The following is a 23,564-nucleotide window of genomic DNA, read 5'->3' on the forward strand; positions in this document are numbered from 1 at the left end:
CTCTGCATGTCCGGACCACGGTCACGAGACCGGCTTCCGCAGGCCCGCGATCATGCCGCCGCCGGCAGTTCCGGACGCAGCGGCCAGGCCGGGTCCACCGCCTCCGGCGTACCGCTCTTCGCGAACCACGCCTGCAGCCCGCGGGCCTGCGCCGCGTGCCACACCGCTTGCAGCGCATGCAGCTCCGAGGGGGACAACCGCTCCAGACGCGACGAGAAGCGCCGCCCCACCGCCCGCACAAGCTCCAGCGACGCCGCCGCATCGGCCGCCGCATCGTGGGCGCCGTCCAGCACCACCTCGTACTGCGCACAGAGATCGGTGAGCGTGCGCCGGCCCTTGCGGTACCGGTCCAGATGCTTGTCGAGGACCCGCGGATCCAGCACGCACAGCGGCGTGTTCTCCAGGTACCCGGCCAGCGACGACGCCCGGTGCCGCTTCAGCTCCCGGTCCAGCAGCGTCAGATCGAACGGCGCGTTCATCACGACGAGAGGGCGTCCGGCCGCGCACTGCTCGGCGAGCGCCCGGGCTATCTCCTCCACCACCGGCGCCGGCCACCGGCCGTTGCGCTGAAGGTGATCGTCGGTCAGACCGTGGATCTCGGTGGCCCCCACGGGTACCGGCACCCCCGGATTCACCAGCCAGCGGGTCACGCGCATGCGCCCGCCCGCCGTGTCCTGGACGACCAGGGCCGCCGAAACGATGCGGTCCTCCTCGACGTCCACTCCTGTTGTCTCGGTGTCAAAAGCGGCCAGTGGCCCTTCATACCAGTGAGTCATCCCCGAACTCCTCGTGCCCGACCGGCAGATGGTGTGATTCCCCTGCCCGATTCGGTGATACCCGGGCCCTTTGCCTGATACGCCGTTTGCGGACCGCTCCGTGCGGTGACAACACAGGTGACGGGCGAGGAAGTTGCCCCGAGGACTCACCAACCGAACAAACCGAACGGCACAGCCCGGAAGGCATACGGAGCCATGGCGCTCGCGCAGCCCGAATCAGGGGGCCCCTCCCGTGCCGAAGGCTACGGGGGAGGGCTGTTGCCCCAGCAGATCGCTCCGCTGCGCGGCACACTCGCCACCACCGCCTGCATGGAGACCCTCCAGGTGGGCTACTTGCACGCGGTCGCGGCCGCGGCGGGGTGCTCCCTGTCGCAGCCCTTTCCCGACAACGGCATCGACTGGCATGTCAGCCACGGCGCCCCCGGTCACCTCGTCGACGACGAGGTGACCATAAAGGTGCAGCTGAAATGCACCTACCAGATACCACCGCACCCGTCCGGACCGACGTTCGCCTTCACGCTGGACAACGCCCACCTGGTGAAGCTGGCCCGTACGCCCGTGTCGGTGCACAAGATCCTGGTCGTGATGGTTGTGCCCCGCAGCCAGGACGACTGGCTGCGGGCCGGACACGACCGGCTCGACCTGCGGCACTGCTGCTACTGGACCAACCTGGCCGGCCATGCGGTGACAGGCCGGCACAGGACCACTGTGCGGATCCCGACCACGCGCATATTCGACGACCGCGCGCTCTGCGAGATCATGACGCGGGTCGGGGCGGGAGGGAGACCCTGATGCACCGGCCGATGGACGAGCCCGTCGACGCAGTGATGCCGTCGGGCACACGACCACACCCCAGCGAGACGGTGAGCCACTGGCCCACCGTGCTGCCGCCCGTCGGGGACATCCCCGATCCCGCCCGCGTCGACCCCGCGGTCCTCGGTGCCCTGCTGGACCGGCACGGCTGGCGTCGCCGCGGCGGCTCGGCCGGCCGGTACAGCCGATGGACCCCGCCGGGAACCGTGGCACCCTCCGGCGGCGGTACGAGCCTGCTCGTACCCGAGACCACGGCCTTCCCCGACAGCGAGGACCTCCTCGCCGAGGCACTCACCGCGCTCGCCCGGAGCGCCGCGCCCTCAGCCCGTGACGTCCTGGTCTCCCTGGCCGTGCCCAGCGACGAGATCCGCTGGTGGCGCGATGTCCCCGACGGTGCGGTCGGCGCCGCGGGCGCCGCCGGAGCGGCCAGCTGGAGCGGCGCCGAACAGCTGCGCGCCGCGGCCCGGCAGATCCTCCTCGCCGGGGCGCTCGCCGTGCGGGGACGCACCGGCTTCCACGGCGCACGCCACCGCCGCCGGGCCCTCGCCGCGCTCGAAGGCATCCTCGTCGGACCCGCGCCGGGTGGCCGCGACCTCACCGCGTATCTCCCCGTCGAACCGGGCCGCGCCGTCTCCGTACGGCTCTACCACGCCCTGCACGCCACCCGCGAGGCCATCGACTTCCAGCGCGCCACCGGGGGCATGGAAGCCTTCGACGGCGCTGTCGAGGCCGGTGTCAGCCGGGAACTGACCCAGGCCGTCATCGCCCTGGTCCGCGGCTCGGAAGGGACGAGGATCTCCCTCGCCTGGGCACCCGCCGCGGGAACCCCCGAAGGCTGCCCGGCCCGCCCCGAACCGGTCGAGTTCTCACCCGGCGACCTGCCCGCCCTGCGGCTGGCCGGCGCGCGATACGTCGAGGACGAACCCGCCGTCAACGTACGGATCACCGGAGCCGTCGTCCGGATGCGCCGCTCGGGGCCGCGCGGCGCCGGAGTCGTACGGCTGCGGGTCCTGGCGGGCGCCGAGGTTCCGCACGTACGGCTCGAGCTCGACGAGGAGGCGTACCGGATCGCCGGCCACGCCCATCTCGTCGGGCTGCCGATCCGGGTGGAGGGGAGGCTGGAGAGCCGGGACGGCTTCCGGCGGCTGACCCGGGCCTCGCAGGTGGTACCCGTACAGGTCGACGAGGCGGAACGGGACCGGCTGATGAAGTCGCTCCAGGAGAACCTCGACTTCTTCGAGGAGGCCTGCACGGGCGAGTAGGCGCGCCGAACCGGGCAGGCGGGCGGCCTGAGCCGACCCTTTCGCTAAGGGGGCCATCGGCTCGGTACGATTCGTCTTGCGTGCGCAGTGGAACAGGGCGCGCACCCCCCTTCAGTCAGGAGAGACCGGTGTCAGACGTCCGTGTGATCATCCAACGCGATTCCGAGCGGGAAGAGCGCGTGGTGACGACGGGCACTACGGCTGCCGAGCTCTTCCCCGGCGAGCGCACCGTCGTTGCCGCCCGGGTCGCCGGTGAGCTGAAGGACCTCGCGTACGTCGTCGCCGACGGCGAGGTTGTCGAGCCCGTCGAGATCTCCTCCGAGGACGGCCTGAACATCCTCCGGCACTCCACCGCGCACGTCATGGCGCAGGCCGTGCAGGAGCTCTTCCCCGAGGCCAAGCTCGGCATCGGCCCGCCGGTCAAGGACGGCTTCTACTACGACTTCGACGTCGAGAAGCCGTTCACGCCCGAGGACCTCAAGGCCATCGAGAAGAAGATGCAGGAGATCCAGAAGCGGGGACAGCGGTTCTCCCGCCGGGTCGTCACCGACGAGGCCGCCCGTGAGGAGCTGGCCGACGAGCCGTACAAGCTGGAGCTCATCGGTATCAAGGGTGCCGCCTCCACGGACGACGGCGCGGATGTCGAGGTGGGCGGCGGCGAGCTGACCATCTACGACAACCTGGACGCCAAGACCGGTGACCTGTGCTGGAAGGACCTCTGCCGCGGTCCGCACCTGCCGACCACCCGGAACATCCCGGCGTTCAAGCTGATGCGGAACGCCGCGGCGTACTGGCGGGGCAGCGAGAAGAACCCGATGCTCCAGCGCATCTACGGCACCGCCTGGCCCACCAAGGACGAGCTCAAGGCACACCTGGAGTTCCTGGAGGAGGCCGCCAAGCGCGACCACCGCAAGCTCGGCAACGAGCTGGACCTCTTCTCCTTCCCCGACGAGATCGGCCCCGGCCTCGCCGTCTTCCACCCCAAGGGCGGCATCGTCCGCCGGGCCATGGAGGACTACTCGCGCAAGCGGCACGAGGAGGAGGGCTACGAGTTCGTCTACTCGCCGCACGCCACCAAGGGCAAGCTCTTCGAGAAGTCCGGCCACCTGGACTGGTACGCCGAAGGCATGTACCCGCCCATGCAGCTCGACGACGGGGTGGACTACTACCTCAAGCCGATGAACTGCCCCATGCACAACCTGATCTTCGACGCGCGCGGCCGTTCCTACCGCGAACTGCCGCTGCGTCTCTTCGAGTTCGGCACGGTGTACCGCTACGAGAAGTCGGGTGTGGTGCACGGCCTGACCCGTTCGCGCGGCTTCACGCAGGACGACGCGCACATCTACTGCACCAAGGAGCAGATGGCGGAGGAGCTCGACAAGACGCTCACCTTCGTCCTGAACCTGCTGCGCGACTACGGTCTGACCGACTTCTACCTGGAGCTCTCCACCAAGGACCCGGAGAAGTTCGTCGGCTCGGACGAGATCTGGGACGAGGCCACCGAGACGCTGCGCCAGGTGGCCGAGAAGCAGGGCCTTCCCCTGGTCCCCGACCCGGGCGGCGCCGCTTTCTACGGCCCGAAGATCTCGGTCCAGTGCAAGGACGCCATCGGCCGCACCTGGCAGATGTCGACCGTGCAGCTCGACTTCAACCTGCCGGAGCGCTTCGACCTGGAGTACACCGGCCCCGACGGGACCAAGCAGCGCCCGGTCATGATCCACCGCGCCCTGTTCGGTTCCATCGAGCGGTTCTTCGCCGTGCTGCTGGAGCACTACGCGGGCGCGTTCCCGGTGTGGCTGGCCCCGGTCCAGGCGGTCGGCATCCCGATCGGCGACGCGCACATCCCGTACCTCCAGGAGTTCGCGGCGGCGGCCAGGAAGAAGGGGCTGCGGGTCGAGGTGGACGCCTCGTCCGACCGCATGCAGAAGAAGATCCGCAACCAGCAGAAGGCCAAGGTGCCCTTCATGATCATCGCGGGTGACGAGGACATGGCCAACGGCGCCGTCTCCTTCCGCTACCGCGACGGATCGCAGGAGAACGGCATCCCGGTCGACGAGGCCATCGCCAAGATCCAGAAGGCCGCCGAGGACCGCGTCCAGGTCTGACCGGCAGACAGGGGCTCCAGGGGTCCACGCAGCGCTAGCCGCTCTGCGTGGGCCCCTTCTCGTCCTCCCGGGTGAACACCTGCACCAGCCACGACGAGAACGAACCAGTCACTGCCCCCAGTAGCGCCAGACCGCAGACCATCAGTCCCGCCGCGATGGTCCGGCCGCCCGCGGTGACCGGGACCGCGTCGCCGTACCCCACTGTGGTGAGCGTCTCGCACGCCCACCACACCGAGTCGCCGAAGGTACGGATCGTGGTGCCCGGAGCATCGCGCTCCTGGTGGTACACGGCCAGCGCGGCCGAGAATCCGAGCAGCAGGGCGGTCATTCCGGCGTAGGCGATCACCCGGGCGTACAGACTCAGCCGTGGCTGCTCCCTTCGCCGCTGGAGGGCCGTGTAGAGCCGGATCAGGCGCAGCGGGCGCAGCAGTGGAAGCACCAGCACCACCGTGTCCAGCCAGTGGGTCCGCAGGAACCGCAGGCCCTGGCCGCTGAGCCGGATCCGTACGACGTAGTCCACGGCGAACAACAGCCAGGTGCAACAGACCAGGATCAGGGCGATGCCGCGCCAGGGCTGGGCGTCGTGCGGGGCGAGGACCCGGCCCGCGTACCCGATGAGGAAGACCAGCGACGCGACGAAGAGCGGTACTTCCGTTCGCTGCTCCCAGCGACTGAACCGCAGAGGGGTGGAGTCCGTGGGCTGGTCGCTCATCGCCTCAGCATCGCCGTCCGCCGACCGGTGCGGCCCCGGCGACACGCGCGGCGGGAGTGAAGCAATATGCTGATCGGCATGACGACTGAGCCGGAGCAGCAGATCGGAGTGGGAACGCCCGACGCGTTCCAGCGCCTGTGGACGCCTCACCGGATGGCGTACATCCAGGGTGAGAACAAGCCGACCGGCCCTGAGGCCGGCGACGGCTGTCCGTTCTGTGCGATCCCGGCGAAGTCGGATGAGGACGGACTCGTCGTGGCGCGCGGCGAGAAGGTCTATGCCGTGCTCAACCTGTATCCGTACAACGGCGGCCACCTCATGGTGGTGCCGTACCGGCATGTCGCCGACTACACGGAGCTGGACGGTCCGGAGACGCTTGAGCTGGCCGACTTCACCAAGCGCGCGATGTCGGCGCTGCGGACGGCCTCGGGAGCGCACGGCTTCAACATCGGGATGAACCAGGGAGCGGTGGCGGGCGCGGGAATCGCCGCCCATCTGCATCAGCACCTGGTGCCGCGCTGGGGTGGCGACACGAACTTCATGCCGGTGGTGGGTCATACGAAGGTGCTGCCGCAGCTGCTGGCCGACACCCGGAAGATGCTGGCCGACGCCTGGCCCGCGGCCTGAGTCGAGCGGTACCCGTGTGGGGTGCCCCGGAGTGGTCCGGGGCACCCCACACGTACCCACTGCGTCTCTATGCGTCGTACACGTCTGCCTTTTTCGGCGTCGGATCCTGCACGAATCCGCTGAGAATCATGGAGCGGTTGTCGAAGCGCTCCGTGTTGACGCCGTTCTCGTCGAGGACTCGGAGCGCCGCGGCGTGCACGGCCCGCAGGACGGGGGTGGCGGCGCGGATCGCGTCGTCGGCCATGAAGCGGTGGCGCCAAGGCTTCTCGGCCCAGGCGTGGCGCAGGCCGAACGGCTCCGGGAGGGTGATCTTGCCGCCCAGGTAGTCGAGCAGCGGCGGGTACCAGGTGAAGGGAGCACGCAGGGCCAGGCGGACGACCTCCTTGGGCTCCACCAGCGGGAGCATGACCTTGCGGGTCTCCCAGAACCTGACCGTCTTGTTGACCGTCTTCTCCTTGGCCTTCGGCTTGCTCGTGAAGAGCGAATGGACGGGACCCAGGGCGTGCCCGGTGACCTCGATCCGCAGCGTTTCGTGGAGCACCGTGACAGTGATCATCATGGTGATCACCAGCTGGCCGTCCCAGAGGGTGAACTGGACGCCGAGGTAGTGCCGGTCGCCGCTGCCGAACTGCTGGTGGTTGCAGATCCGCTGTATCTCGTGCGGCTTGATCTGGAAGGTGGCGACGTCCTCGCCCTCCGGGCGGGCGACCTCGTCGGCGTTCTCGCCGACGGGCGAGACGACCCAGTGAGTGACCGACGGCGTGGGGAAGCCGCCGGTGTGCAGCGGGCCGCGTTCCAGCATCTTGAGCTGGTCGTGGATGACGCGAATGAGGTCCCAGCTGCGGAACCGGTGGAATTCCTTGCCGGGATCCTTGGAGACGAGCTCCTCGGCGAGCTGCCAGCTGCCCCAGCGGGTTCCCATGCCGAGGATGCCCTTGGGGCCGGCGTAGAAGACGGAGTTGGACTGCTGTTCGGCCGCCAGCTTCTCCAGGCCCTGGCGGAGCGCCTCGCGGGCGGTCTCGTTCGGGTTCTTCGGTACGGCCTCGGGGATCTTGGCGATGACACCGCCGCCGGAGAGCAGCCCTTCCCAGCGGGCGCGCATGTCCTTGGCGGACGTCTCGGCGATCCGCTTGGCGATCAGCCAGCCGATGACAGGGGCGACGATCATGGCGCGCAGGTACAGCGCGAGGAGTCCGGTGGCCGGCAGTTTGATCAGGAAGAACAGGGCCGCGATGCCGATGACGGGGAGCAGGGCGATGCCGAGGGCGCTGAGGGCCTTGTCCTTGGTGGCGCCCAGGCCGTCGCGGAGGCGGAACGCAAGCACCCACAGGAGCAGTCCGGGCAGGAAGAGGAAGCCGAAGACCACGGTGACCAGGGTCAGTTTGGTGTCCCTGGCCTTGCGGAGCCGGGTCGCGGACAGGCAGTGCTCGACGACGGTCTGCGGGTCGGTGCCGAAGGACTGGATGAGGGCCTTGCGGGCGCCGCCCAGCATGCGTTCCTGCACGGCGCGGGAGAAGGCCTCGCCGAGGTTGGGGGCGAAGTATTTGCTCTTGAAGAGCTTGGAGCGGCCCTCTTCGATCTTGGACTTGTGCCACTCGCTGTTGGCCTTGAGGATGTCGTCCACCGGGCTGTCGCGGTATGCGGCGGAGGCCAGGGCGTTCGTCGCCACCGCCTGTCCGGCCGCCCCCTGGAGCGGAATCTGCGCTCCAGGAGAGAAATCGAATCCGTCGTTGGCCACTGTCGCCCCCACTTGCCGCCAAGGATCTGCTCCTGCGGCTGTTTTCCCAACTGCCGTGCCCGGCACACCTTCTGAGCTGGGACCACAGCGTATCGTCCGGATCAACGCGCTGCCCGCCCTTGTGGACAAGGGCGGGCAGCGGTGCCAACTACGTACCGTTTGAGGTGTTTTCCCGCTCTTCGCGGATGTGGTCCGCGAGCTGCGGGGGCATCGGTTCGTGCCGGGCGTACGACCGGTCGAAGCGGCCGGTGCCGTGTGACAGCGAGCGCAGGTCGATTGCGTACCGGCCGATCTCCAGCTCCGGCACTTCGGCCCGCACGAGGGTGCGTCCCGGCCCCGACTGCTCGGTGCCGACCACCCGCCCGCGCCGCCCCGACAGATCGCTCATCACCGGCCCCACATAGTTGTCGGGGATCAGGACCTGGACCTCGGAGACGGGTTCGAGGAGCTGGATACGGGTGTCCGCGGCGGCCTCCCGCAGCGCCAGTGCGCCCGCCGCCTGGAACGCGGCGTCGGACGAGTCCACCGAGTGCGCCTTCCCGTCCCGCAGGGTGATCCGGACGTCGACCAGGGGATGGCCGGCCGCCACTCCGCGGGCTGCCTGGGCGCGTACCCCCTTCTCCACGGACGGGATGAACTGGCGCGGTACCGCCCCGCCGACCACCTTGTCGACGAATTCGATGCCCGAACCGGGGGGCAGCGGCTCCACGTCGATCTCGCAGATGGCGTACTGGCCGTGGCCGCCGGACTGCTTGACGTGCCGGCCGCGGCCGGTCGACGGTCCGGCGAACGTCTCGCGCAGGGGCACCCGGTGCGGTACGGAGTCGACCTGGACCCCGTACCGGGTGCGCAGCCGGTCCAGGGCCACGTCCTGATGGGCTTCGCCGAGGCACCACAGGACCACCTGATGCGTGTCCTGGTTCTGTTCGAGGCGCATGGTCGGGTCCTCGGCGACCAGCCGTGCGAGCCCCTGGGAGAGCTTGTCCTCGTCCGCCTTGCTGTGTGCCTCGATGGCGAGCGGCAGCAGCGGATCGGGCATGGTCCAGGGCTCCATCAGCAGCGGATCGTCCGGGGCCGAGAGGGTGTCCCCGGTCTCGGCGCTGCCCAGTTTGGCGACGCAGGCCAGATCCCCGGCGATGCAGCTGGTCAGGGCGCGCTGCTGCTTGCCGAACGGGGCGGAGAGCGCGCCGACCCGGACCTCCGCGTCGTGGAAGGGACGGGGTTCGTGGCCGGGGTCGGTGAGGCCGTGGCCGAGGACATGGACGGTTTCGTCGGGGCGCAGGGTGCCGGAGAAGACGCGGACGAGCGAGACGCGTCCGACATACGGGTCGGAGGCCGTCTTGACCACCTCGGCGACCAGCGGCCCTTCGGGGTCGCAGGCCGGGGCGGGGCGCAGGGCGCCCTGCGGTGTGGTGACGGCGGGCAGCGGGCGCTCCAGCGGGGTCGGGAAGCCGCCCGTGATCAGGTCGAGGAGTTCGATGGTGCCGATGCCCTGGCGGGCGCCGTCGGTGGCGGGTGCCGCGGTGAGGACGGGGTGGAAGGTGCCGCGGGCGACGGCGCGCTCCAGGTCGTCGATGAGGGTCTTGATGTCGATGTCCTCGCCGCCGAGGTAGCGGTCCATCAGGGTCTCGTCCTCGCTCTCGGCGATGATCCCTTCGATCAGCCGGCTGCGGGCGTCCTGGAGCGGTGTTTGCTGGTCGTCGGCAGGCGGGGTCGCCTTCCGCTCGCCGCTGGAGTAGTCGAAGATCCGCTGCGAGAGGAGTCCGGTGAGTCCGGTCAGCGGGGCGTGCCCGTCCGGGCCCTCGGCGCCGAGCACCGGGAGATAGAGCGGAAGTACGGCGTCGGGGTCGTCGCCGCCGAAGATCTCTCCGCAGACCCGGGTCATCCCGTCGAAGGAGGTGCGCGCGGTGTCGAGGTGGGTGACGACGATCGCGCGCGGCATGCCGACGGCGGCGCACTCCTCCCACACGGCGCGGGTGGTGCCCACCACGGCGTCGGCCTCCTGGGCCGCCGAGACAACGAAGAGGGCCGCGTCCGCTGCCCGCAGACCGGCCCTGAGTTCCCCGACGAAGTCGGCGTATCCGGGGGTGTCCAACAAATTGATCTTGTACCCGCCCCATTCGACGGGGACCACGGAGAGCTGTACGGAGCGTTGCTGGCGGTGTTCGATCTCGTCGTAGTCGGAGACCGTCCCGCCGTCTTCGACCCGGCCGGCCCGGTTGACCGCTCCGGCGGTCTGTGCGAGGGCCTCGACGAGGGTGGTCTTGCCTGAACCGCTGTGGCCGACCAGCACCACATTCCGTATGGAGGAGGGCCGGTCGGCCGTTGCTGCTCTGCCGGCGGCCCCGGTGTGTGCGTGTGACTTGTCGCCCATGATGTGCCTCCCGGTGGAGTGCGCTGTGCGGGGAGCTTGCCTGGCGCGTTGAGGGGAGATGAGGGGCGCGGGCACGGGGAGCCGCCGCGGCGGCTGCGGCGACGCCCGCGGTAATTCGAGCTTTCCACTCACGTCGGCCTGCGTCCATACGTCGTACGCCGACGCACCTGGACGGGTGCCCGGAGGTTGGACCCCTGCACGGGTGACTACGATGGGCCAGCCGGTGGCCGAAGGGGCCGCACGGCCCACCGACCCCTCGGGAAGGCCATGCTGAACAAGTACGCGCGTGCATTTTTTACGCGTGTCCTCACACCGTTCGCCGCCCTGCTGCTCCGTCTCGGTGTGAGCCCTGACGCGGTCACGCTCATCGGTACGGCCGGAGTGATGGCAGGTGCGCTGGTCTTCTTCCCCATGGGGGAGTTCTTCTGGGGCACGATCGTCATCACGATCTTCGTCTTCTCCGACCTCGTCGACGGGAACATGGCCCGGCAGGCCGGTATCTCCAGCCGCTGGGGCGCGTTCCTGGACTCGACCCTGGACCGGGTCGCCGACGGGGCGATCTTCGGCGGGTTCGCGCTCTGGTACGCGGGCAACGGCGACGACAATGTGCTGTGCGCCGTGGCGATCTTCTGCCTGGCGAGCGGCCAGGTGGTCTCGTACACGAAGGCCCGCGGCGAATCGATCGGCCTGCCGGTCGCGGTCAACGGTCTGGTCGAGCGTGCCGAGCGGCTGGTGATCTCGCTGGTGGCGGCTGGGCTGGCCGGGCTCCACAAGTTCGGTGTGCCGGGGATCGACATCCTGCTGCCGATCGCGCTGTGGATCGTCGCCGTCGGCAGTCTGGTGACGCTCGTGCAGCGGGTGGTGACCGTGCGCCGCGAGTCCGCGGAGGCCGACGCGGCTGCTGCGGCGGCGGACCGGGGGAGCGAGGCCGCACAGTGAGCGGCGCCCGGGGGGAGTCGAAGCCAGGGCTGAAGGACCGGCTGACCGACGGCCTGTACGGGCTCGGCTGGGGCGCGGTCAAGAAGCTTCCCGAACCGGTCGCACAGGCCCTCTTCCGCGCCCTCGCCGACCAGGTGTGGAAGCGGCGCGGCAAGAGTGTGCTGCGGCTGGAGTCGAACCTGGCGAGGGTGGTACCGGACGCGAGCCCGGCCCGCCTCGCCGAGCTCTCCAGGGCCGGGATGCGTTCGTACATGCGCTACTGGATGGAGTCGTTCCGTCTGCCGACGTGGAGCCCGGAGCGGATCAAGGCCGGCATAGACGTGACGGACGCCCACCGGCTGACCGACGGGCTCGATGCCGGACGCGGTGTGATCCTCGCCCTGCCCCACCTGGCCAACTGGGACCTGGCCGGGGCCTGGGTCACCACCGATATGAAGGTGCCGTTCACCACGGTCGCCGAGCGGCTGAAGCCCGAATCGCTGTACGACCGGTTCGTCGCCTACCGCGAGGGGCTCGGCATGGAGGTCCTGCCGCACACCGGCGGGTCCGCCTTCGGCACCCTGGCGCGGCGGCTGCGCGACGGCGGCCTGGTCTGCCTGGTCTCCGACCGCGATCTGTCCGCATCCGGTGTCGAGGTGACGTTCTTCGGCGACACGGCACGGATGCCCGCCGGTCCCGCGCTGCTGGCCCAGCAGACCGGTGCGCTGCTGCTGCCCGTGACCCTCCGGTACGACGGGACTCCGGTGATGAAGGCGCGGATCCATCCGGCCGTCGAGGTGCCCGAGTCAGGTACGCGTACCGAGAAGACGTCTGTGATGACACAGGCGCTGGCCGATGCCTTCGCCACCGGAATCGCGGAGCACCCGGAGGACTGGCACATGCTGCAACGGCTCTGGCTCGCCGACCTCGAACCCAGGGAGGAGCAGCCGTGAAGATCGGCATCGTCTGCCCGTACTCCTGGGACGTACCGGGCGGTGTGCAGTTCCACATCCGCGACCTGGCCGAGCACCTGATCCGCCTCGGCCACCAGGTGTCGGTGCTGGCCCCCGCCGACGACGAGACGCCGCTGCCGCCGTACGTGGTGTCGGCGGGCCGGGCCGTGCCCGTCCCGTACAACGGCTCCGTCGCCCGGCTGAACTTCGGATTCCTCTCCGCTGCGCGGGTGCGCCGCTGGCTGCACGACGGCACCTTCGACGTGATCCACATCCATGAGCCGACCTCGCCGTCGCTGGGGCTGCTCGCCTGCTGGGCCGCGCAGGGGCCGATCGTCGCCACGTTCCACACCTCCAATCCGCGCTCCCGGGCGATGATCGCCGCGTACCCGATCCTGCAGCCCGCGTTGGAGAAGATCAGCGCGCGCATCGCGGTGAGCGAGTATGCGCGCCGGACCCTGGTCGAGCACCTCGGCGGCGACGCGGTGGTCATTCCGAACGGGGTCGATATCGGCTTCTTCGACAAGGCCGAGCCAAAACCCGAGTGGCAGGGCGGGACGATCGGCTTCATCGGGCGCATCGACGAGCCGCGCAAGGGCCTGCCCGTCCTGATGAGGGCACTGCCCGCGATCCTCGCCGCCCGCCCGGACACCAGGCTGCTGGTGGCGGGCCGGGGCGACGAGGAGGAGGCCGTCGCCTCGCTGCCGGAGGAGATGCGCGAGCGCGTCGAATTCCTCGGCATGGTGAGCGACGAGGACAAGGCACGGCTGCTGCGCAGTGTCGATGTGTACGTGGCCCCCAACACGGGCGGCGAGAGCTTCGGGATCATTCTGGTCGAGGCGATGTCGGCGGGCGCACCGGTCCTCGCCAGCGATCTGGATGCGTTCGCCCAGGTGCTGGACCTGGGCGCGGCGGGCGAGCTGTTCGCCAACGAGGACGCGGACGCGCTGGCGGCGGCGGCGATCCGGCTGCTCGGCGATCCCGCGCGGCGCGCGGAGCTGAGTGAACGGGGCAGCGCGCATGTGCGGCGGTTCGACTGGTCGACGGTGGCGGCGGACATCCTCGCGGTGTACGAGACGGTGACGGACGGGGCCGCATCGGTGGCGACGGACGAACGCACCGGGCTGCGGGCCCGGTTCGGCCTGGCCCGCCCCTGAGGCCGGATGCTCCGGCTCCGTGCCGGCCGCACCGGGGCGGTCCGGGCTCCGTGCGGTCCGGCTCGGGGCCGTGCAGCTCAGGGTCCGCCATCTCGGGTCCGTCCGTCCCGGGCCCGACCGGCGCGTTCGATGACCTGGGGCCGGAGCTGCTTCCCGGGCAGGGGCGCGGGCCGGAGGGCCGGGCCGCGCGCGCCCGACGGTAGCCTTGCGGCCCGTGACCGAAACCCTCATCTGGATCGCCGTCGCGCTCGTCGCGATCGGCCTGTACCTCAGCTGGACCGCCGGACGGCTGGACCGGCTGCACACGCGGATCGACGCCGCCCGCGCCGCCCTCGACGCACAACTGCTGCGCCGTGCCTCGGTCACCCAGGAACTGGCCACGTCCGGCGTCCTCGACCCGGCCGCGTCCATCGTGCTGTACGAGGCCGCGCACGCGGCCCGGCAGTCGGAGGAGGAGCACCGCGAGGTCGCGGAGAGCGAGCTCAGCACCGCGCTGCGGGCGGTGTTCGGCGAGCCGGCCCAGGTGGAGGCCGTGAAGGAGATCCCCGGCGGCGAGGAGGCCGCGTCCGAGCTGGCCGCAGCCGTGCGACGGGTCCCGATGGCGCGGCGGTTCCACAACGACGCGGTGCGTGCGGCGCGTGCGCTGCGCAGGCACCGCACGGTGCGCTGGTTCCGGCTGGCCGGACACGCGCCGTTCCCCTTGGCCTTCGAGATGGACGACGAGCCCCCGGTCGCGCTGGCGGACCGGCCGGGCAGCTGACATGTGAACGGCCGTCACCGGGCCCCGTACGCGGCCGCCCAGCCCCCCGTACGGCAGGCCTGTACGTCCCGCACAGGCCTGCCACTCGCGCTGAGCGGGGCCCACGCTCTGCTCCGCCGCAGGGCGCGCCGTTCGTCCCGTACGCGGCCGTACGCCGCCAAAACGATCCACCGGCCTGCCATTGGCCCTTGCTGTGGACTGGTTCCGAGGAGTTTGCTCAGCAGAGCACCATCAGCATCTTTTTCTCCGAGTGAGGTCGATCCGTGTCCACGCTTCCCACCACCCCGCAGTCCACCGACTCCCCGGCGACCGGCACCGCGCGCGTCAAGCGCGGCATGGCCGAGCAGCTCAAGGGCGGCGTGATCATGGACGTCGTCAACGCCGAGCAGGCGAAGATCGCCGAGGACGCGGGCGCCGTGGCCGTCATGGCCCTCGAGCGGGTGCCCGCCGACATCCGCAAGGACGGCGGCGTGGCCCGGATGTCCGACCCGAACATGATCGAAGAGATCATCGAGGCCGTCTCCATCCCGGTGATGGCGAAGTCCCGTATCGGCCACTTCGTCGAGGCCCAGGTCCTCCAGTCCCTCGGCGTCGACTACATCGACGAGTCCGAGGTCCTCACCCCGGCCGACGAGGTCAACCACAGCGACAAGTTCGCCTTCACCACGCCGTTCGTCTGTGGCGCCACCAACCTGGGCGAGGCGCTGCGCCGCATCGCCGAGGGTGCGGCCATGATCCGCTCGAAGGGCGAGGCCGGCACCGGCAACGTCGTCGAGGCGGTCCGCCACCTGCGCCAGATCAAGAACGAGATCGCCCGGCTGCGCGGCTACGACAACAACGAGCTGTACGCCGCAGCCAAGGAGCTCCGCGCCCCGTACGAGCTGGTCAAGGAGGTCGCCGAGCTCGGCAAGCTGCCCGTCGTCCTGTTCTCCGCGGGTGGCGTCGCCACCCCGGCCGACGCCGCGCTGATGCGCCAGCTCGGCGCCGAGGGCGTCTTCGTCGGCTCCGGCATCTTCAAGTCCGGCGACCCGGCCAAGCGCGCCGCCGCCATCGTGAAGGCCACCACCTTCTACGACGACCCGAAGATCATCGCGGATGCCTCCCGCAACCTGGGCGAGGCCATGGTCGGCATCAACTGCGACACGCTGCCCGAGACCGAGCGCTACGCCAACCGCGGCTGGTAGTCACTGATGAGCGACACCCCTGTGATCGGAGTCCTGGCTCTTCAGGGCGACGTACGGGAGCACCTGATCGCCCTGGCCTCGGCTGATGCCCTGGCCAGGCCGATCCGGCGCCCCGAGGAGCTCGCCGAGGTCGACGGTCTCGTCATCCCCGGCGGCGAGTCCACCACCATGTCCAAGCTGGCCGTCCTGTTCGGCATGCTGGAACCGCTGCGCGAGCGGGTACGCGCCGGAATGCCGGTCTACGGCACCTGCGCGGGAATGATCCTGCTGGCGGACAAGATCCTCGACCCGCGTTCGGGCCAGGAGACCGTCGGCGGCATCGACATGATCGTGCGACGTAACGCGTTCGGGCGGCAGAACGAGTCCTTCGAGGCGGCCGTCGAGGTCACCGGAATCGACGGCGGTCCGGTCGAGGGCGTCTTCATACGGGCCCCCTGGGTGGAATCGGTCGGCGCACAGGCCCAGGTCGTGGCCGAGCACGGCGGTCACATCGTCGCCGTACGGCAGGGAAACGCCCTGGCGACGTCATTTCACCCGGAACTGACCGGGGACCACCGAGTTCACGCGCTCTTCGTCGACATGGTGCGCGCAGTCCGATGACTCGATCCCGGTAGGATCTCTCGGGTTCGTTAAGAAATTGGTGACGCGAAGGAGACAGGCAGATGTCCGGCCACTCTAAATGGGCTACGACGAAGCACAAGAAGGCCGTGATTGACGCCAAGCGCGGCAAGCTCTTCGCGAAGCTGATCAAGAACATCGAGGTCGCGGCCCGCACCGGTGGTGTGGACCCCGAGGGCAACCCGACCCTCGTCGACGCGATCCAGAAGGCCAAGAAGAGCTCCGTCCCGAACAAGAACATCGACTCCGCGGTCAAGCGCGGTGGCGGTCTCGAAGCGGGCGGCGTCGACTACCAGACGATCATGTACGAGGGTTACGGCCCGAACGGTGTCGCGGTGCTCATCGAGTGCCTCACCGACAACCGCAACCGTGCCGCCTCCGACGTGCGGGTCGCGATGACCCGCAACGGCGGTTCGATGGCCGACCCGGGTTCGGTCTCGTACCTCTTCAACCGCAAGGGCGTCGTCATCGTCCCCAAGGGCGAGCTGACCGAGGACGAGGTCCTCGGTGCGGTGCTCGACGCGGGCGCCGAGGAGGTCAACGACCTCGGTGAGTCCTACGAGGTCGTCAGCGAGGCCACCGACATGGTCGCGGTCCGTACCGCGCTCCAGCAGGCCGGCATCGACTACGACTCCGCCGAGGCCAACTTCCTGCCCACCATGCAGGTCGAGCTGGACGAAGAAGGCGCACGCAAGATCTTCAAGCTGATCGACGCGCTGGAGGACAGCGACGACGTGCAGAACGTCTTCGCCAACTTCGACGTCTCGGACGAGGTCATGGAGAAGGTCGACGCCTGAGGCGCACTCAGCACAGCCTTCAGCACGGGCCGGCGGGGACACACCCCGTCGGCCCGTCGCATTGTCAGTGCGAGCCGATAGCCTGCGGGAACAGTTGACCGATCGGCAGAGGGGGCGCTTCATGCGGGTACTGGGCGTGGACCCGGGGCTGACCCGGTGCGGCGTCGGCGTCGTCGAAGGCGTCGCGGGCCGCCCCCTGACGATGCTCGGGGTCGGCGTCGTGCGCACCCCGGCCGACGCGGAGCTCGGCCACCGGCTGGTCGCCATCGAGCGAGGCATCGAGGAGTGGCTGGACGAGCACCGTCCCGAATTCGTAGCCGTGGAGCGGGTGTTCAGCCAGCACAACGTCCGTACGGTGATGGGCACCGCCCAGGTCAGTGCGGTCGCCATGCTCTGCGCCTCCCGTCGCGGCATCCCCGTCGCCCTGCACACCCCCAGCGAGGTCAAGGCCGCCGTCACCGGCAGCGGCCGCGCCGACAAGGCACAGGTCGGCGCGATGGTCACCCGGCTGCTGAGGCTCGACGCCCCGCCGAAGCCGGCCGACGCCGCCGACGCGCTGGCCCTCGCCATCTGCCACATATGGCGGGCCCCGGCCGTCAACCGCCTCCAGCAGGCACATGCGGCCGCCGCCGCGGCCCGCACCCCGCGCGTTCCCCGTACCCCCGCAGTTCCCGTCCGGAAGGTCCCCCGATGATCGCCTTCGTCAGCGGCCCCGTCGCCGCACTCGCCCCGACCACGGCCGTGATCGAGGTCGGTGGCATCGGCATGGCCGTCCAGTGCAGCCCGCACACCCTTGCCGACCTGCGGATCGGTCAGGAGGCCAGGCTGGCCACCTCGCTCGTCGTGCGGGAGGACTCGCTGACGCTCTACGGCTTCGCCGACGACGACCAGCGGCAGGTCTTCGAGCTCCTGCAGACCGCCAGCGGCGTCGGCCCGAGGCTCGCCCAGGCGATGCTGGCCGTGCACAGCCCGGACGCCCTGCGCCTCGCCGTCTCCGCCGGCGACGAGAAGGCGCTCACCGCTGTCCCCGGCATCGGCAAGAAGGGCGCGCAGAAACTCCTGCTCGAACTGAAGGACAGGCTCGGCGAGCCCGTCGGCGCCCACATCGGCCGGCAGGGCGTCGGCACCGCCGTCTCCTCCTCCTGGCGCGACCAGCTGCAGGCCGCCCTGATCGGCCTCGGCTACGCGAGCCGTGAGGCCGACGAGGCGGTCTCCGCCGTTGCCCCGCAGGCCGAGGCCGCCCTCGCGGAGGGCGCCCAGCCGCCCGTACCGCAACTGCTGCGCGCCGCACTGCAGACGCTCAACCGCGCACGCTGACCGGACGCGACACCCCGACGCACGGGCATCGCACGGCCCGGCACCGAAACACCCGAGGCGGGACTGACCGAATGAACTGGGACGACACCGGACCCGACACCGACGAGCGCCTCGTCGACGCAGGCGCGGACGGCGAGGACACCGCGGTCGAAGCCGCGCTGCGGCCGAAGGACCTCGACGAGTTCGTCGGCCAGGAGAAGGTGCGCGAACAGCTCGACCTGGTCCTGAAGGCGGCCCTTGCCCGCGGCGCCACCGCCGACCACGTCCTGCTCTCCGGTGCCCCCGGCCTCGGCAAGACCACCCTCTCCATGATCATCGCCGCCGAGATGGGCGCCCCGATCCGGATCACCTCCGGTCCCGCCATCCAGCACGCGGGCGATCTCGCCGCGATCCTCTCCTCCCTCCAGGAAGGCGAGGTCCTCTTCCTCGACGAGATCCACCGCATGTCACGGCCCGCCGAAGAGATGCTCTACATGGCGATGGAGGACTTCCGGGTCGACGTCATCGTCGGCAAGGGCCCCGGCGCCACGGCCATCCCGCTGGAGCTGCCGCCCTTCACCCTGGTCGGCGCCACCACCCGGGCCGGACTCCTGCCGCCCCCGCTGCGCGACCGCTTCGGCTTCACCGGCCACATGGAGTTCTACGCCCCCGCCGAACTGGAACGCGTCATCCACCGCTCGGCCCGCCTCCTCGACGTTGCGATAGACGCCGACGGCGCCGCCGAGATCGCCGGCCGCTCCCGCGGTACGCCCCGTATCGCCAACCGGCTGCTACGCCGCGTCCGCGACTATGCCCAGGTCAAGGGGGACGGCCGGATCGACCGCACCGTCGCCGCCGCGGCACTCAGGGTGTACGAGGTCGACGCCAGGGGCCTGGACCGGCTGGACCGGGCGGTGCTCGGCGCGCTGCTGAAGCTCTTCGGCGGCGGCCCGGTGGGCCTGTCCACCCTCGCAGTGGCCGTGGGGGAGGAGCGCGAGACGGTCGAGGAGGTCGCGGAGCCCTTCCTGGTACGGGAAGGTCTGCTGGCCAGGACGCCGAGGGGCCGGGTCGCCACCCCGGCGGCCTGGGCCCATCTGGGTCTCGTCCCCCCGTCCCACGGTGGAAAAGGACAACAGGGTCTTTTTGGGGCGTGATGCGTCACAGGTTGGCCCAGATCAGGAACCGCGGTGCCATGCTGGGCGTTGTTCCATCGATGCGGACTCGCTTAGACTCCGCCGATGCCGTCCGTACAGGGCGGCGTGCCCACCCCCGTAGATCAGGCCGCATTTCAGCGCGGTCGTGCGAAGGAAACTCGTCCCGTGAATCCCGTGACTCTCCTCCCCTTCATCGTGCTCATCGGGGCCATGTTCCTGATGACCCGGTCCGCCAAGAAGAAGCAGGCTGCCGCCGCGCAGATGCGCAACGACATGCAGCCCGGCACCGGCGTCCGGACGATCGGGGGCATGTACGCCACCGTCAAGGAGCTGCACGACGACACGGTTGTCCTTGAGGTCGCCCCCGGCGTCCACGCCATCTACGCCAAGAACGCCATCGGCGCCGTCCTCGACGACGCGGAGTACAACCGGATCGTCCACGGTGACGGCGACGACATCGACGGCGCGATCGTGCCGGACGACGCCTCCTCGCTGACCGAGGCGACCGGCTCCGACGAGCACGTCGAGGCCGACGCGGACGACGACTCCTCGGACAACGCCAAGATCGACCTGGGCAAGAAGGCCGAGGCCGACGACGTCGAGCCGAAGGCCGAGCCGAAGGACGTGAAGGCCGATGAGAAGGCCGACGGCGAGGCCGACGCGAAGTAGGGCATGACCCGGGGGATGCTGTGAGCCTACCGGCGTCCGGCATCCCCCGGAACGTGCGGTCTTCTGCGGGGGCAGGTCCCCACAACACTTCGTGGCCGCTCGGGCGCGTACCCGGCGCGGGGCGGTTGGACAGGGAGAAACGAGAAGGTGGCAGCACCGAAGAAGGGCCGAGGGCCGTCCGGCGGCCAGGGCAGGCCGGGGCGTGCCCTGGCTCTGATCCTGATCGCCATGGTCGCGCTCACCGGCGGGATGTTCTTGTCCGGTCACACCACGCCTCGGCTGGGTATTGACCTGGCGGGCGGCACGTCGATCACGCTCAAGGCGAAGAGCCAGCCCGGCAAGCCTGACGCGATCAACCCGACCAACATGGACACCGCGGTCAGCATCATCGAACGCCGTGTCAATGGTCTGGGTGTCTCGGAGGCCGAGGTCCAGACCCAGGGCCGGGACAACATCATCGTCAACATCCCCAAGGGGACGAACTCGAAGCAGGCCCGGGAACAGGTCGGTACGACCGCCCAGCTCTACTTCCGGCCCGTGCTCACGGTTACCGCAGGCCAGGCCACGCCCACCGACACGGCCAGCCCCTCGGCATCCGGTTCGGCTAAGCCGAGCGCCTCGCCCAGCGACAAGGAGACGGCGTCCGGTTCGAAGGCCACCCCCTCGGCCGGCGCCACCACCCAGGGCCGCGCGGTCACCGGCGCCCTGACGAAGGACACGTCGCCCAGCCCCAGCGCCAGTGCCTCCGGCACGCCGAAGGCGTCCGCGAGCCCCTCGGCCTCGGTCGACCCGGCCACCGCCGAGCTCCAGAAGCGGTTCGCCGCTCTGGACTGCTCCACCAAGGCCGGCCGTGCGAAGGCCGGTGCCAACGCGAAGCCCACCGACACCACGATCGCGTGCAGCTCCGAGGGTGACGCCAAGTACGTCCTCGGCCCGGCCGAGGTCTCCGGTACGGACGTGGACAGCGCCAAGGCCACGATCGACCAGCAGCGCGGCATGTGGATCGTGCAGATGGACTTCACCGACAAGGGTTCGAAGAAGTTCCAGCAGATCACCTCCAAGCTGTCCCAGCAGCAGTCGCCGATGAACCAGTTCGCCATCGCGCTCGACGGCGAGGTCGTCTCCGCGCCCCAGGTGAACGAGACGCTCAGCGGCAGCGCCGAGATCTCCGGCAGCTTCACCCAGCAGTCCGCCCAGGACCTGGCGAACGTGCTGTCGTACGGTGCGCTCCCGCTGTCCTTCGACGAGGACACGGTCACCACCGTCACCGCCGCGCTCGGCGGTGAGCAGCTCCAGGCGGGCCTGATCGCCGGTGCGATCGGTCTGGCCCTGGTCGTCATCTACCTGGTGGCCTACTACCGCGGCCTTGCGCTCATCGCGCTCCTGAGCCTCCTGGTGTCCGGCGTCCTGACCTACACGCTCATGTCGCTGCTCGGCCCGGCCATCGGCTTCGCGCTGAACCTCCCCGCGGTCTGTGGTGCCATCGTGGCGATCGGTATCACCGCGGACTCGTTCATCGTGTACTTCGAACGCATCCGGGACGAGATCCGCGACGGCCGCACACTGCGTCCGGCCGTCGAGCGCGCCTGGCCGCGCGCCCGGCGCACCATCCTGGTCTCCGACTTCGTGTCGTTCCTCGCCGCCGCGGTGCTCTTCATCGTCACCGTCGGCAAGGTCCAGGGCTTCGCCTTCACGCTGGGTCTCACCACCCTGCTCGACGTGGTCGTGGTGTTCCTCTTCACCAAGCCCGTCATGACGCTGATGGCCCGTACGAAGTTCTTCTCCGGCGGTCATCCGTGGTCCGGCCTGGACCCGAAGCGGCTCGGCGCCAAGCCGCCGCTGCGCCGCACGCGTCGTGTCAACGCCCCCACCGACCCGAAGGAGGCGTGAGATGTCGCGACTCGGCAGTCTCGGCTCCCGGCTCTACCGCGGCGAGGTCGGTTACGACTTCATCGGCAAGCGCAAGATCTGGTACGGCATCTCGATCCTGATCACCATCACGGCTGTCGTGGCCCTGGCGGTCAGCGGCCTCAACATGGGGATCGAGTTCAAGGGCGGCGCGGTCTTCACCACTCCGTCGACCAGTGCCTCGGTCGCCCAGGCGGAGGAGTCCGCGGTCTCCGCCTCCGGCCACCAGGCGATCGTCCAGAAGCTCGGCAACGGCGGTCTGCGTATTCAGATCACCGAAGTCGACCTGGCGAAGTCCGACGCGATCAAGGCGGAGCTCTCCAAGGACCTCAAGGTTCCCGAGGAGAAGATCAACGCCGACCTGGTCGGCCCCAGCTGGGGTGAGCAGATCGCCAACAAGGCCTGGACCGGCCTCGGCATCTTCATGATCCTCGTGGTGATCTACCTCGCCATCGCGTTCGAGTGGCGGATGGCGATCGCGGCCCTGGTCGCGCTGATCCACGACATCACGATCACGGTGGGTATCTACGCCCTGGTCGGCTTCGAGGTCACTCCGGGCACCGTGATCGGTCTGCTGACCATCCTCGGTTACTCCTTGTACGACACGGTCGTCGTCTTCGACAGCCTCAAGGAGGGCACGAAGGGGATCACCAAGCAGACCCGGTGGACGTACAGCGAGATCGCCAACCGCTCGATCAACGGCACGCTGGTCCGTTCCATCAACACCACCGTCGTGGCGCTGCTGCCGGTCGCCGGTCTGCTGTTCATCGGTGGCGGTGTCCTCGGCGCCGGCATGCTGAACGACATCTCGCTGTCGCTCTTCGTCGGCCTCGCCGCCGGTGCGTACTCCTCGATCTTCATCGCCACCCCGCTGGTCGCCGACCTCAAGGAACGCGAGCCGCAGATGAAGGCCCTGAAGAAGCGGATCCTCGCCAAGCGCGCGGCAGCCGCCGCCAAGGGCGAGTCGGCCGAGGACGAGCAGTCGTACGACGACGACGTCCCCGTGGACGCGGCACCCACCGCTGCGGTGGTCGGTCAGCGCCAGCAGCCCAGGGGCCACGGCCGGACCCCGGGGAAGCGCTGATGACCAGCACCACCGAGAGCATCAGGGAACTGCTGCTCAGCCGGATCCGTGATGTGGCGGACTACCCGAAGCCGGGGGTGATGTTCAAGGACATCACCCCGCTGCTCGCGGACCCGGTGGCGTTCACGGCTCTCACCGACTCCCTCGCGGAGCTGTGCGTCCGGCACGGCGCCACGAAGATCGTGGGTCTGGAGGCGCGCGGCTTCATCCTGGCCGCGCCGGTCGCGGTCCGGGCCGGGCTCGGGTTCGTACCCGTCCGCAAGGCCGGGAAGCTGCCCGGAGCCACGCTCAGCCAGGCGTACGAGCTGGAGTACGGCACCGCGGAGATCGAGATCCACGCCGAGGACCTCGCCCCCGACGACCGGATCATGGTGATCGACGACGTCCTCGCCACCGGCGGCACCGCCGAGGCCTCGCTGGAGCTGATCCGTCGGGCCGGTGCCCAGGTCGCGGGCGTCGCGGTCCTCATGGAGCTCGGCTTTCTCGCCGGCCGGGCCCGGCTGGAGCCGGGGCTCGCGGGTGCCCCGCTGGAGGCTCTGATCACGATCTGAGCGTCGCCCGCGGTAGCGGACCGTACGCGGACGGCACAATCGCACACACAGGACGGGCGCCCGGGAACAGCCGGGTGCCCGTCCCGCGTTGTGAAAGGTCTCACCGTC

General features: G+C 69.9%; 22 protein-coding genes. 18 read left to right on the forward strand and 4 right to left on the reverse strand.

What is annotated here, in order from left to right; all coding sequences use genetic code 11:
* Positions 1–50: 50 nt before the first annotated feature.
* Positions 51–776 carry a 3'-5' exonuclease gene (locus OHA03_RS26010; RefSeq protein WP_030968691.1) on the reverse strand — a complete coding sequence of 242 codons (726 nt, stop codon included), beginning with the start codon at positions 774–776 and terminating at the stop codon, positions 51–53.
* Between the two features lie 195 nt (positions 777–971).
* On the opposite strand from OHA03_RS26010, the gene OHA03_RS26015 reads away from it, so the two are divergent.
* The 3 genes from OHA03_RS26015 to thrS all read left to right on the forward strand — a co-directional run bounded on the left by OHA03_RS26015 (position 972) and on the right by thrS (position 4,956).
* Complete coding sequence (locus OHA03_RS26015; protein ID WP_030918773.1) at positions 972–1,568, forward strand: DUF4365 domain-containing protein; 597 nt, start codon at positions 972–974, stop codon at positions 1,566–1,568.
* Complete coding sequence (locus OHA03_RS26020; protein WP_267006179.1) at positions 1,568–2,851, forward strand: hypothetical protein; 1,284 nt, start codon at positions 1,568–1,570, stop codon at positions 2,849–2,851. Before OHA03_RS26015 ends, OHA03_RS26020 begins: the two co-directional genes overlap by 1 nt.
* A gap of 128 nt (positions 2,852–2,979) precedes the next feature.
* A complete protein-coding gene (gene thrS, locus OHA03_RS26025; protein WP_267006180.1) occupies positions 2,980–4,956 on the forward strand; it encodes a threonine--tRNA ligase in 1,977 nt (658 codons plus the stop codon).
* 34 nt (positions 4,957–4,990) lie between these two features.
* Here thrS and OHA03_RS26030 read toward each other — a convergent pair whose 3' ends face one another.
* Complete coding sequence (locus OHA03_RS26030) at positions 4,991–5,668, reverse strand: potassium channel family protein (RefSeq protein WP_267006181.1); 678 nt, start codon at positions 5,666–5,668, stop codon at positions 4,991–4,993.
* 66 nt (positions 5,669–5,734) lie between these two features.
* Here OHA03_RS26030 and OHA03_RS26035 point away from each other — a divergent pair, with 66 nt between their 5' ends.
* On the forward strand, positions 5,735–6,295 hold the full coding sequence (locus OHA03_RS26035) for an HIT domain-containing protein (RefSeq protein WP_267006182.1): 561 nt from the start codon (positions 5,735–5,737) through the stop codon (positions 6,293–6,295).
* A 67-nt stretch (positions 6,296–6,362) separates the two neighbouring features.
* Here OHA03_RS26035 and OHA03_RS26040 read toward each other — a convergent pair whose 3' ends face one another.
* Positions 6,363–8,033, reverse strand: a complete 1,671-nt coding sequence (locus OHA03_RS26040) for a hypothetical protein (protein WP_267008161.1) — start codon at positions 8,031–8,033, stop codon at positions 6,363–6,365.
* Between the two features lie 148 nt (positions 8,034–8,181).
* On the reverse strand, positions 8,182–10,407 hold the full coding sequence (locus tag OHA03_RS26045) for an elongation factor G-like protein EF-G2 (RefSeq protein ID WP_267006183.1): 2,226 nt from the start codon (positions 10,405–10,407) through the stop codon (positions 8,182–8,184).
* Positions 10,408–10,674: 267 nt separating this feature from the next.
* Between OHA03_RS26045 and pgsA the strand changes: the two genes are divergently transcribed.
* From pgsA to OHA03_RS26115, 14 genes are all read left to right on the forward strand, one after another.
* The gene (gene pgsA / locus OHA03_RS26050; RefSeq protein WP_267006184.1) at positions 10,675–11,346 is read left to right on the forward strand and encodes a phosphatidylinositol phosphate synthase; all 672 of its coding nucleotides are present in this window, start codon (positions 10,675–10,677) and stop codon (positions 11,344–11,346) included.
* Positions 11,343–12,278, forward strand: coding sequence for a phosphatidylinositol mannoside acyltransferase (locus OHA03_RS26055; RefSeq protein ID WP_267006185.1), 936 nt, complete (start codon positions 11,343–11,345; stop codon positions 12,276–12,278). The genes pgsA and OHA03_RS26055 overlap by 4 nt, the downstream gene beginning before the upstream one ends.
* On the forward strand, positions 12,275–13,435 hold the full coding sequence (locus tag OHA03_RS26060; protein WP_267006186.1) for a glycosyltransferase family 4 protein: 1,161 nt from the start codon (positions 12,275–12,277) through the stop codon (positions 13,433–13,435). Before OHA03_RS26055 ends, OHA03_RS26060 begins: the two co-directional genes overlap by 4 nt.
* 214 nt (positions 13,436–13,649) lie before the next feature.
* On the forward strand, positions 13,650–14,195 hold the full coding sequence (locus OHA03_RS26065) for a hypothetical protein (RefSeq protein ID WP_267006187.1): 546 nt from the start codon (positions 13,650–13,652) through the stop codon (positions 14,193–14,195).
* Between the two features lie 263 nt (positions 14,196–14,458).
* Entirely contained in the window at positions 14,459–15,379 is a 921-nt protein-coding gene (pdxS, locus tag OHA03_RS26070; protein ID WP_030968722.1) for a pyridoxal 5'-phosphate synthase lyase subunit PdxS, read from the forward strand.
* Positions 15,380–15,385: 6 nt separating this feature from the next.
* Positions 15,386–15,979 (forward strand): pyridoxal 5'-phosphate synthase glutaminase subunit PdxT, encoded by a 594-nt coding sequence (gene pdxT / locus OHA03_RS26075; protein WP_030918809.1) that lies wholly within the window; start codon positions 15,386–15,388, stop codon positions 15,977–15,979.
* Between the two features lie 62 nt (positions 15,980–16,041).
* The gene (locus OHA03_RS26080; RefSeq protein WP_267006188.1) at positions 16,042–16,794 is read left to right on the forward strand and encodes a YebC/PmpR family DNA-binding transcriptional regulator; all 753 of its coding nucleotides are present in this window, start codon (positions 16,042–16,044) and stop codon (positions 16,792–16,794) included.
* Between the two features lie 121 nt (positions 16,795–16,915).
* Positions 16,916–17,488 carry a crossover junction endodeoxyribonuclease RuvC gene (ruvC, locus tag OHA03_RS26085; RefSeq protein ID WP_267006189.1) on the forward strand — a complete coding sequence of 191 codons (573 nt, stop codon included), beginning with the start codon at positions 16,916–16,918 and terminating at the stop codon, positions 17,486–17,488.
* Entirely contained in the window at positions 17,485–18,111 is a 627-nt protein-coding gene (gene ruvA / locus OHA03_RS26090) for a Holliday junction branch migration protein RuvA (protein ID WP_267006190.1), read from the forward strand. Before ruvC ends, ruvA begins: the two co-directional genes overlap by 4 nt.
* 71 nt (positions 18,112–18,182) lie before the next feature.
* Complete coding sequence (ruvB, locus tag OHA03_RS26095) at positions 18,183–19,244, forward strand: Holliday junction branch migration DNA helicase RuvB (protein ID WP_267006191.1); 1,062 nt, start codon at positions 18,183–18,185, stop codon at positions 19,242–19,244.
* A 165-nt stretch (positions 19,245–19,409) separates the two neighbouring features.
* Positions 19,410–19,913 carry a preprotein translocase subunit YajC gene (gene yajC, locus OHA03_RS26100; RefSeq protein ID WP_267006192.1) on the forward strand — a complete coding sequence of 168 codons (504 nt, stop codon included), beginning with the start codon at positions 19,410–19,412 and terminating at the stop codon, positions 19,911–19,913.
* A gap of 147 nt (positions 19,914–20,060) precedes the next feature.
* On the forward strand, positions 20,061–21,803 hold the full coding sequence (gene secD, locus OHA03_RS26105) for a protein translocase subunit SecD (protein ID WP_267006193.1): 1,743 nt from the start codon (positions 20,061–20,063) through the stop codon (positions 21,801–21,803).
* Between the two features lies 1 nt (position 21,804).
* Positions 21,805–22,905, forward strand: a complete 1,101-nt coding sequence (gene secF / locus OHA03_RS26110; RefSeq protein WP_267006194.1) for a protein translocase subunit SecF — start codon at positions 21,805–21,807, stop codon at positions 22,903–22,905.
* Positions 22,905–23,456 (forward strand): adenine phosphoribosyltransferase, encoded by a 552-nt coding sequence (locus tag OHA03_RS26115; protein WP_267006195.1) that lies wholly within the window; start codon positions 22,905–22,907, stop codon positions 23,454–23,456. Before secF ends, OHA03_RS26115 begins: the two co-directional genes overlap by 1 nt.
* Positions 23,457–23,564 lie beyond the last annotated feature (108 nt).

The organism is Streptomyces sp. NBC_00154 (genome assembly GCF_026342835.1).
Lineage (GTDB): Bacteria > Actinomycetota > Actinomycetes > Streptomycetales > Streptomycetaceae > Streptomyces.